At 71.6% G+C, this 10,140-nt stretch carries 7 protein-coding genes; 5 read left to right on the top strand and 2 right to left on the bottom strand.

From position 1 onward, the window contains the following. Positions 1-656: 656 nt before the first annotated feature. Both AB0B48_RS29055 and AB0B48_RS29060 read right to left on the bottom strand, forming a co-directional pair. Positions 657-1,379, bottom strand: coding sequence for a hypothetical protein (locus tag AB0B48_RS29055; RefSeq protein WP_357207035.1), 723 nt, complete (start codon positions 1,377-1,379; stop codon positions 657-659). A 65-nt stretch (positions 1,380-1,444) separates the two neighbouring features. Continuing rightward, positions 1,445-1,633 (bottom strand): hypothetical protein, encoded by a 189-nt coding sequence (locus AB0B48_RS29060; RefSeq protein WP_238671532.1) that lies wholly within the window; start codon positions 1,631-1,633, stop codon positions 1,445-1,447. Positions 1,634-1,652: 19 nt separating this feature from the next. Here AB0B48_RS29060 and AB0B48_RS29065 point away from each other — a divergent pair, with 19 nt between their 5' ends. From AB0B48_RS29065 to pulA, 5 genes are all read left to right on the top strand, one after another. Then, a complete protein-coding gene (locus AB0B48_RS29065; protein ID WP_357207037.1) occupies positions 1,653-2,450 on the top strand; it encodes a hypothetical protein in 798 nt (265 codons plus the stop codon). Positions 2,451-2,487: 37 nt separating this feature from the next. Next, a complete protein-coding gene (locus tag AB0B48_RS29070; RefSeq protein ID WP_357207039.1) occupies positions 2,488-2,877 on the top strand; it encodes a hypothetical protein in 390 nt (129 codons plus the stop codon). A gap of 98 nt (positions 2,878-2,975) precedes the next feature. Continuing rightward, positions 2,976-3,650, top strand: a complete 675-nt coding sequence (locus AB0B48_RS29075; RefSeq protein ID WP_357207040.1) for a hypothetical protein — start codon at positions 2,976-2,978, stop codon at positions 3,648-3,650. Positions 3,651-3,809: 159 nt separating this feature from the next. After that, a complete protein-coding gene (locus tag AB0B48_RS29080; RefSeq protein ID WP_357207042.1) occupies positions 3,810-4,505 on the top strand; it encodes a cellulose binding domain-containing protein in 696 nt (231 codons plus the stop codon). A 109-nt stretch (positions 4,506-4,614) separates the two neighbouring features. Then, positions 4,615-10,110 carry a pullulanase-type alpha-1,6-glucosidase gene (gene pulA, locus AB0B48_RS29085; protein WP_357207044.1) on the top strand — a complete coding sequence of 1,832 codons (5,496 nt, stop codon included), beginning with the start codon at positions 4,615-4,617 and terminating at the stop codon, positions 10,108-10,110. Positions 10,111-10,140: the final 30 nt, after the last annotated feature.

Consider the following 10,140-nt stretch of genomic DNA (forward strand, 5'->3'; position numbering starts at 1 on the left):
GCCGGCGATGGCGCCTCCGGTGAAGGCGAGGCCGGCGGCGGTCAGGGCGGTCTTACGAATCAGATCGGTACGCATGATGGCGTGCTCCTCTGCCTCGGGGGATGCCCACACCACACCGGGGGGTGAATGGTGGTGGGGGGAAGTTCGTGCCCGGCGACCCGCAACGAGGGGGTCGGCGTCGGGACGGGGTGTAACGGTGCCGGTGGCGGATCATTCCGCCTTACCTGCGGGGGGTCGGCCTGTTGTGCTGCTCGGCCGTTCCGGGGGTGTAACCGGGGCGGCCTGCCAGGTGTTCCCGGCGGCGGCCCGGCCGTTGTGGTGCTCGGCCGTTCCGGGGGTATAACCGCAGTGGCCTGCCAGGTGTTCCCGGGGGCCGCTGCCCGCGCCCTACGACTCGACGGTCGCGGTGGTCTGCCAGGTATAACGACCCGGCCCGGCCCACGATTCCGCCGCCGGGGTGGCCCCGACCACCCGACATTCGCCCCGAACCCGACAAACCACCCGAACCGTCACCCTACCGAACCCGACACGGCGGCCAAAACCCCATGATCTACTCTGGTTCCCTGAAAACGCGGTGTCCCGGTGGCGGAGACCCCCCGACATCACGGAAGCCGAGTTCGATCATGCCGCCCTGCATCGGTACCTGGTGGAGGTGGTCAGGTTGCGTCGAGCAGTTCCAGGACGGCGTCGCGGGCGGCCAGGACGGCTGCCTCGGATTGCGGGCCGTGGTTGAGGATGTCGAAGGAGTGCTGCCCGTCCGGCACCTCGATCACCTGCACCGGCCAGCCCTTTGCGGCCGCCGCGGGGAGGAACGCGTCGATGCCGGCCAGGACCGGCGGGATGTCCTGACCGGCGCGGGTCAGCACCAGTGGCACGCCGGTGCCGGAGCTGAGTGCCTCGACCGGCAGGAACCGGGCGTCGACCTCCCAGCCGGGGAACGGAACGAGCAGCGGGTAGGTCAGTGCGATCCCGCGTAGCCAGGCCGGTCGGACACGCAGCCAGTCGGCCGCGAAGAGGCCGCCGCCGGAGAAGAACCACAGCACCACCCGCTCGGGGTCGACCTGCGGATCGGCGCGGACCTGCTCGACCATGGCGGCGATGTCGTCGGCTGCGGCGGGCAGCGCGGACAGGTCGGACACCTGGTAGCTGACCAGCGCGGTGACGACGCCGCTCGCGGCGAGCAGCGCGCCGTAGCCGCGGTAGAGCAACCAGTCGCGAGGATCGGGCGCGTCGGGTGGCAGCGGAGCGCCGTGCACCACCACGACGGCCGGCGCGCGACCGGTGTGGGTGGGCAGGTGCAGGTCGACGTTGCCGTGTCGTTCGACCGGGGCGGCCGGGATGGACAGGACGAAGGGCCGCTGTGCGACGGGCGTCGTCATGGCCTCATCGTATCGATCATCGACCTGCCCGGCTGCCCCAACGATGATCTACAGAGGACGGTGGGTCAGGTCGGGTCACCGGGTTTCGCGGCGTCGCTGGCCTGGGCGTGCCGCTCCAGCAGCCGCTGCCGGATCTCCTCCGGGGTGTACGCGCGCCGACGCCGTTCGGCCCGGGCGATGACCACGCCGGAGGCCGCGACACCGGCGAGCCCGGCCAGCCCGAGAACCTTCCACCACCGCATTCGTTGCCGCATCGGCCTAGGCTAGACCCTCATGAGCATCAGCCTGGATGAGGCCGTCGAGTTGACCCGCACCGGTGACGTGTGGGTGTTCCGGGGCCGCAGCGTGCCGGACCGGGCGATCCAGTTCACCACCAACAGCCCGGTGAATCACGTCGGGATGGCGGTGGTGCTGGACGACATGCCGCCGCTGATGTGGCACGCGGAGTTGGGCAAATCGTTGCCGGACCTGTGGTCGGGCAGCCACCAACGTGGCGTCCAGCTGCACGACCTGCGGGACGCGGTGGGCGTCTGGGCCAACCGGTACGGCCAACGGGCCTGGTTGCGGCAGCTCGACCCGCCGGCCGACGCGGAGATGGAGCGGGCGGTGCTGCGGACGATCGCGCGGCTGGACGGCACGCCGTTCCCGTCGACCGCCCAGTTGGCGTGGCGCTGGGTGCGGGGTCGGGTGCCGGCCCTGCCGCGTCCCGGCCGGCTTCCCGCGCTGCCGCACCTCGGTGGGCTGTCGGCGTTGGCACGCCTCGGCCAGCCGACACCCCGCCCCAACCCGACCGAGCGCCCCAACCCGACCGCCCAAGTCAACCCCACCGACCGCGCCAACCCTTCCGGCCCGATCAGCTCGGCCCGGTCGGCGGGGGAGCGGGACCGGGCGCTGGAGACGGCGTACTGCGCCGAGGTGGTGGCGGTGACCTATGAGGCAATGGGGTTGCTGCCGGCGGGTCGACGTCCGAACTGGTACGACCCGGGGCGGTTCTGGAGCGGGGACGACCTGGGTCTGGCCGGCGACGCCCGGTTGGGTTCCGAGATCGAGGTTCAGGTGCCGCCCCGCTGAGGTTTGAGCTGTGCGGTGACCGGCAATTGCTGTGGCCGTGAACGCCTCCACGGACCTTGACACGTTGGCCGACTTCTTCGACCGGTACGGCGTGGCGTTGACCTCAGGCGACCTGCCGGCCATCGCCGGCTGTTACGCCCTGCCGGGGCTGGTGGTGGCTGACACCTACAGCTTCTCGTTCACGTCCGCGGCGGCGGTGGCGCTGTCCTTCGTGGGCGCCGCACCCGACTACCAGGACCGGGAGTTGGTCGCGGCCCACGCCCGGATCGAGGACGTGCAGCCGGTGTCCGCGCTGTTGACGATGGTGGCGGTCGAGTGGGAGTTCCTGGACTGTCGGGGGCAGGCGGTGCCGGGGGAGCGGTACCGCTACCTGCTGCGTATCTCGGATGACGGACCACTGATCTGCACTGTCGTCCGGACGGGCTGACCGACGGGGGCCGGTTGGCCCGATCCGTACCCACCCGGTTTCGGGCCCGTGCGGCGCTGGCTACGCTGTCGCGTCGGTGGGGGACGAGGGGAGACCTGATGGCGGTGCGGCCGGACGGTGCGGCAGATTCGCGGGCGGCGCGGGTGTTGGCGTCGGTGCCGTGGATCGTGGTGCTGCTCGGCGTATGCGCGCTGGTGGTGCTCCTCGTGATCGCGCTGCTGTCGTTTCGCACCAGGGAGCGGGACGCGCCGCCGCAGGCCGCGCCTCCGGCGTTCCTGCCGACCGTGCCGGCCGCCGCGTCGGCCACCGGTGGGCCGACTCCGGCCGCCGTGGAGCGGCGCTCGGTGTCGCCGCGACCGTCACGCAGTAGCCGGACACCGTCACCGCGGGCCACCGTCACCGGCTCGCCGACTCCGGTGCCGACGAGCGTGCTGATTGCGCCGTCGGCGCAGGACGCGGTCAGCGCCCGGTACGAGGTCGGTTCGAACGGCTGGGACGGGGATTCGGCGGTCCTGTCGATCGCCAACGAGTCGAGTCGGTCGGCGGAATGGCAGGTGGAACTGCTGTTCGACGACGACACCTGGACTCTGCGAGTGGGTGATGACTCGGGCGTCTCGGTGCGGGGGCGCGGGCACGGGGAGTTCGTCCTGCGCGGCACCCGTTCGCTGGACGCGGGCGACTCTCGGACGCTGCGGCTGCGCGTCGGCTGGGGTGACTCGGCGCAGCGACCGGTCAAGTGCACAGTCAACGGGGTCGACTGCCGGATCGGCTGAGCCACCGCTGCACCGCTGCACCGCTGCACCGCCGCACCGCCGCCCCGCCGCCCCGCCGCACCGCCGCACCGCCGCACCGCCGCACCGCCGCACCGCCAAGGCTTTCCGGGCCGGGCCGCCGATCGCTACGCTGCGCGGACGGTCCGCTGAAGGAGGTACATGTCCGGCATGCGCCGTGTTCCGCGCCCACCACACGGTCCGGTGGCGATCGCCACGTCACCCTGGATCGTGGTCGGCGCCGGTGTCGTCGTGATGGTGGTCCTGCTCATCGTGGCCCTGGGCGCGTACCGGGGACGTAGCCCTGCGCCGGACGGCGCGCAACCGCCGGCGCTGCCGGTGCCGTCGGCGGTGGTGGTGGCGCCGAGCGTGCCCACCTCGGTGCCGTCTCCGCCGCCGGTGCTGCCGGGGATATCCGGCCGTGCGAACGGGCTGCCGCCGAGCGCGGCGGCCGGGCCCGCGTCACCATCGGCCGAACCGGCGGCCGGTCCGACCGGGAAGCCGGCGGCGACGCTGTCGCCGAGCCGGGCCGCGCCGGGACAGCCGGCGATGATCGGGCGGTACCGGGTGGTGCAGAGCTTCGACGGGGGTTTCATCGGCGAGGTGGCGATGGTCAACACGTCCACCCGCAGCCGTGGTTGGACGGTGCGGTTGGAGTTCGCGGGTGGACGGCTGGTGACCTCCTGGGTGGAGGGCGTCCCACAGGGGACGATCCGCCAGTTCGACGACGGCTTCACGTACGTCAGCGGGGTCGACGTGTCGCCGGGTGGTTCGGTGTCGTTGCGGTTCCACATGGAGCGGGCCCCCACCACACCGCGGGAGTGCACTGTCGACGGGACGCGCTGCAACGGGCTCTGACCGGCGCTTCCGCAAGGACGTGCTGTGTTGCGACCATGTTTGCAAGGTATTGCAGAATGTTTCGGCAAGGGTTAGCGTGCGGCCAATCAGCGACCAGAGGAAGGCGTCGATGAAACCCCCGCCGTTACCGCGCACCGCTCTGCTGGCCCTTGCCTCCCTGCTCACCGTCACGCTCGTCGGCGCTCCGGTCGCCGTGCAACCCGCCGCCGCGACCCCCCGGCCGTCCGCCGACGCCTCAACCGCGATCGGCGGCGCGACCCAGTGGCGCGCCGAACCCACCGCCGAGGCGCTGCTGAAGGCCGGCGGCAACTCTGCCCGAGCCGAGCAGTTCTACTTCGTCCTGCCGGACCGGTTCGCCAACGGGGACCCCCGCAACGACCGGGGCGGCCTCACCGGCGACCGGCTGCGGACCGGCCTCGACCCGACCGACAAGGGCTTCTACCACGGCGGCGACCTCAAGGGCGTCATCGACAAGTTGGACTACATCCAGGGGATGGGCACCACTGCCATCTGGCTCGCCCCGATCTTCAAGAACCGGCCGGTACAGGGTTCGGGCAACGACATCTCGGCCGGCTACCACGGTTACTGGATCACCGACTTCACCCAGGTGGACCCGCACTTCGGCACGATGGAAGAGATGAAGCGGCTGGTCAAGCTCGCCCACCAGCGCGGCCTCAAGATCTACCTTGACGTGATCGTCAACCACACCGCCGACGTGATCAAGTACGCCGAGGACAGGTACGCGTACGTGGACAAGGCGACCTCGCCGTACACCGACGCGCAGGGCCGGGCGTTCGAGGACCGCAACTACGCCGACGGCTCCCGGGCGTTCCCGCCGGTCGACAAGGAGTCCTTCCCGTACACGCCGACGTTCGCCGACTCGAAGGACGCGAGCGTCAAGGTCCCGGCCTGGCTGAACGACGCGACCATGTACCACAACCGGGGTGACTCCACCTTCGCGGGCGAGAACAGCGAGTACGGCGACTTCTTCGGCCTCGACGACCTGTGGACCGAGCGTCCCGAGGTGGTGCGGGGTTTGACCAAGGCGTACGGGGACTGGATCGGCGCGACCGGCGTCGACGGCTTCCGGTTGGACACCGTGAAGCACGTCAACATGGACTTCTGGCCGCAGTTCAGCCAGGGCATCGAGCGGGCCGCGGAGAAGGCCGGCAAGAAGGACTTCTTCATGTTCGGCGAGGTGTACAGCGCCGACCCGGAGATCAGCTCCAGCTACGTCCGCCAGGGTGGCCTGCCGGCCACCCTCGACTTCGCCTTCCAGGAGGCCGCGCGGGGCTTCACCGCCGGCGCCGGCTCCGCGAAGGCGCTCGCCGACGTGTACGCCCGCGACGACCTCTACGCGGCCCGGGACACCGACGCGGGCCGGTTGACCACCTTCCTCGGCAACCACGACATGGGCCGGATCGGATCGTTCATCGCCGGTGGTGGCAGCGACCCGGCCAGCCACCTGCGTCGTGACCAGCTCGCGCACCAGTTGATGTTCCTGACCCGGGGCCAGCCGGTGGTCTACTCCGGCGACGAACAGGGCTTCACCGGCCCCGGCGGGGACAAGGACGCCCGGCAGGACATGTTCGCGTCGAAGGTTGCCGACTACCTCGACGACGACCTGCTCGGCACCGACCGGACGCACGCCAGCGACCAGTTCGACCCGACCCACCCGCTGTACCGGACCATCGCCGACCTGGGCCGGCTGCGCCAGGCCCACCCGGCGTTGCGCGACGGCGTGCAGGTCACCCGGTACGCGGCTGACGGGCCGGGCGTCTTCGCCGCCTCCCGGATCGCCCCGTCCGACCGCACCGAGTACGTGGTGGCAGTGAACAACGCCGACACCGCGCAGACTGTCACGGTGGACACCTGGTCGGCCGGCGCCACCTTCACCGGCATCTACGGCGGCACCGACCGCGCCACCGCTGGCGGGGACGGCGAACTGACCCTCACCGTGCCGCCGTTGTCGGCGGCGGTGTACCGGGCCGGCAAACCCGTCGCACCGGCGGCCGACAAGCCGACCATCACCATCACCAGCCCGGTTCCGGACGCGGCCGTCGCCACCAGGGCAGCGGTCACCGCCCGGGTGACCGGCGACCCGCTGGCCACCGTCACCGTCGCGGCGCGGGTGGCCGGCGGCCGGTGGACACTGCTGGGCAGCGCCGACCACGCCCCGTACACGGTGCAGCACGACCTGACCGGACTGGCCGGCGGCACCCGGGTCGACTACAAGGCGGTGGTCCGCGACGGCCGGGGCCGTACCGCCACCGCCCGGTCCACCGCCGTCGTGGGAACCCCGCCGCAGGGCAGCTCCCGGGAGTGGGCGGTGGTGCACTACCAGCGCCCGGCCGGAGGGTACGACGACTGGGGGCTGTACGCCTGGGGGGACATCGACCCGGCGTACGTCACCGAGTGGCCGAAGGGGCAGCCGTTCGCCGGGGAGGACTCCTACGGCCGGTTCGCCTGGGTGAAACTCAAGCCGGGCGCGACGTCGGTGAACTTCCTGGTTGTCGACAAGGCTGGTACGAAGGACGTCGCCCAGGACCGCAGCATCGACGTCACCCAGACCGGCGAGATCTGGCTCAAGCAGGGCGACCCGGCGATCTACCCGAGCAGGCAGGCGGCCGCCGGAGAACCGGAGCCGCCGGTCGAGGAGGGCACCGCCGTGCTCCACTATCGGCGGGCCGACGGCAACTACGACGGCTGGGGCCTGCACCTGTGGGACGGCGCGGCCAACCCGACCGAGTGGTCCGCCCCGCTGAGGCCGAGCACCGTCGACGCGTTCGGGGCGGTGTTCCGGGTGCCACTGGCGACCGGTGCCACCGGCCTGAACTACATCATCCACAACGGCGACACCAAGGACCTGCCCGACGACCAGCGGCTCGACTTCGCCAGCGCCGGCCGGGAAGTGTGGCTGCTCGCCGCCACGCCCGGGCGCCTGCTGCCGTCGACGGCCACCACCGCCAGCGGAGACACCGACATCGGCAAGCAGGAGGCGCACTGGATCGACAGGTCCACTGTGGCGTGGCGGACACCGCCGACCGACGGCAGGACGTACGCGCTGGTCACCGCGCCCACCGGCGGGGTCAGCGTGGTCGACGGCGAGTTGACCGGCACGTACACCACGATGCCGCTGCGGGCGCAGCGCAACGGGCTCACCGAGGCCCAACGCGACAGGTTCCCGCACCTGTGGTCGTACCGTAGCTTCGCCCTGGACCGGGCGGACCTGGCCAAGGTCCCGGCGGCGCTGCGGGGGCAGCTGCTGGTCACCGAGCGCGACGCCGAGGGCGCGCTGCTCGCCGCGACCGGCGTGCAGATCCCCGGCGTGCTCGACGACGTGTACTCCCGCGCGACCGACGCCACGCTCGGGCCCACCTTCGCGGGGCGGACGCCGAGCCTCGCGCTCTGGGCGCCGACCGCCCACAGCGTGCGCCTGCACCTGTTCGACTCGCCCACCGCCGCACCGAAGTCGGTGCCGATGCGCCGCGACGACCGTACCGGCGTCTGGTCGGTGCGCGGCGACCACACCTGGACCGGCAAGTTCTATCGGTACGAGGTGCGGGCGTGGCAGCCGGCGGCGCAGCGGATGGTCACCGCGTCGGTGACCGACCCGTACTCGGTGGCCCTCGCCGCCGACTCCACGCACAGCCAGCTCGTCGACCTGAACGACCCAGCGCTGGCACCGCCCGGGTGGCGCACGCTGCGCAAACCGGCACCGGTGCCGGCCGCGAAGGCGCAGATCACCGAGTTGTCAGTGCGGGACTTCTCCATCGCCGACGACACCGTGCCGGCCGGGCGGCGGGGGACCTTCCTCGCGTTCACCGAGCCGGGAACCGCCGGAATGACCCACCTGCGGGCGCTCGGCGACGCCGGGGTCAACTACCTGCACCTGCTGCCGGCGTTCGACTTCGCGACGATCCCCGAGAAGCGGGCCGACCAGCGGCAGCCGGCCTGCGACCTGGCGGCGCTGCCACCGGACTCGGCCGAGCAGCAGAAGTGCGTGGCGGCGGTCGCCGAGACCGACGGCTACAACTGGGGGTACGACCCGCTGCACTACACAGTGCCCGAGGGCGGCTACGCCGTCGACCCGGTCGGCGCGGCGCGGACCACCGAGTTCCGGCGGATGGTCGCCGGGGTGAACGACGCCGGGCTGCGGGTGGTCATGGACGTGGTCTACAACCACACGTCGGCTGCCGGCACGGACGCGAAGTCGGTGCTCGACCAGATCGTGCCCGGCTACTACCACCGGCTGCTGGAGGACGGCGCGGTGGCCAACTCCACCTGCTGCGCCAACACCGCTCCCGAGCACGCGATGATGGGCAAGCTGGTGGTCGACTCGTTGGTCACCTGGGCGCGACAGTACAAGGTGGACGGTTTCCGCTTCGACCTGATGGGCCACCACCCGAAGGCGAACATCCTGGCCGTCCGGGCGGCCCTGGACCGGTTGACCGTCGCCCGCGACGGAGTGAACGGCAAGGCGATCATGCTTTACGGCGAGGGCTGGAACTTCGGCGAGGTCGCCAACGACGCCCGTTTCGTCCAGGCCACCCAGACCAACATGGCCGGCACCGGCATCGGCACCTTCAACGACCGGCTGCGCGACGCGGTGCGCGGCGGCGGACCGTTCGACGAGAACCCGAGGGTGCAGGGTTTCGCCTCCGGGCTCTACACCGACCCGAACGGCGACCCGGTCAACGGGTCACCGGCCGAGCAGAAGGCCCGGCTGCTGCGCGCCCACGACCTGATCAAGGTGGGGCTCACCGGGAACCTGCGCGACTACCGGTTCACCGACAGCGCCGGGCACGAGGTCACCGGGGCGCAGGTCGACTACAACGGCTCCCCGGCCGGCTACACGGCTGCGCCCGGGGAGGCCGTCACCTACGCCGACGCGCACGACAACGAGATCCTGTACGACGCGTTGGCGTACAAATTGCCGCAGGCCACCTCGGCGACCGACCGTTCCCGGATGCAGGTGCTGGCGTTGGGCACTGTGGTGCTGGGACAGGGCACCGGGTTCGTCACCGCAGGCACCGAACGGTTGCGGTCGAAGTCGCTGGACCGCAACTCGTACAACTCCGGTGACTGGTTCAACCAGATCCGCTGGGGTTGCGCAGAGGGCAACGGGTTCGGCGCCGGTCTGCCGCCCGCACCCGACAACGAGGACAAGTGGCCGTACGCGAAGCCGCTGCTGGCCGACCCGGCGCTGGTGCCGGACTGCGCGGCGATCAACACCACCGACGCCCGGTACGCCGAGTTGCTACGCGTCCGGGCGTCGTCGCCGGTGTTCGGGCTGGCCACCGCCGAGCAGGTACAGCGACGGGTGGCGTTCCCGCTGTCCGGCGCGCAGGAGACGCCGGGTGTGCTGACCATGACCCTGGACGCCAAAGGGCTGGGCGGGCCGTGGAAGTCGCTGACCGTCGTCTTCAACAGCACCCCGTCGACTGTCGACCAGACGGTGACCGGACTGCGCGGAGCGGACGTGGCACTGCACCCGGTGCTTGTCGACTCGGCCGACCCGGTGCTGCGTACCGCCTCGTTCGACCGGGCGGCCGGCACCTTCACCGTACCGGCGCGCAGCGTGGCGGTCTTCGTCCAGAAGTGACGTGAACCGGCCCCCTTCCGCGTCTCGCGG

Source organism: Micromonospora sp. NPDC049089 (assembly GCF_040648775.1).
GTDB lineage: Bacteria > Actinomycetota > Actinomycetes > Mycobacteriales > Micromonosporaceae > Micromonospora.

Coding starts and splice junctions, on each gene's coding strand:
- AB0B48_RS29080 (WP_357207042.1), top strand. CDS start 3,810: ATGTCCGGCATGCGCCGTGTTCCGCGCCCACCACACGGTCCGGTGGCG.
- AB0B48_RS29065 (WP_357207037.1), top strand. CDS start 1,653: ATGAGCATCAGCCTGGATGAGGCCGTCGAGTTGACCCGCACCGGTGAC.
- AB0B48_RS29060 (WP_238671532.1), bottom strand. CDS start 1,633: ATGCGGCAACGAATGCGGTGGTGGAAGGTTCTCGGGCTGGCCGGGCTC.
- AB0B48_RS29075 (WP_357207040.1), top strand. CDS start 2,976: ATGGCGGTGCGGCCGGACGGTGCGGCAGATTCGCGGGCGGCGCGGGTG.
- AB0B48_RS29055 (WP_357207035.1), bottom strand. CDS start 1,379: ATGACGACGCCCGTCGCACAGCGGCCCTTCGTCCTGTCCATCCCGGCC.
- pulA (WP_357207044.1), top strand. CDS start 4,615: ATGAAACCCCCGCCGTTACCGCGCACCGCTCTGCTGGCCCTTGCCTCC.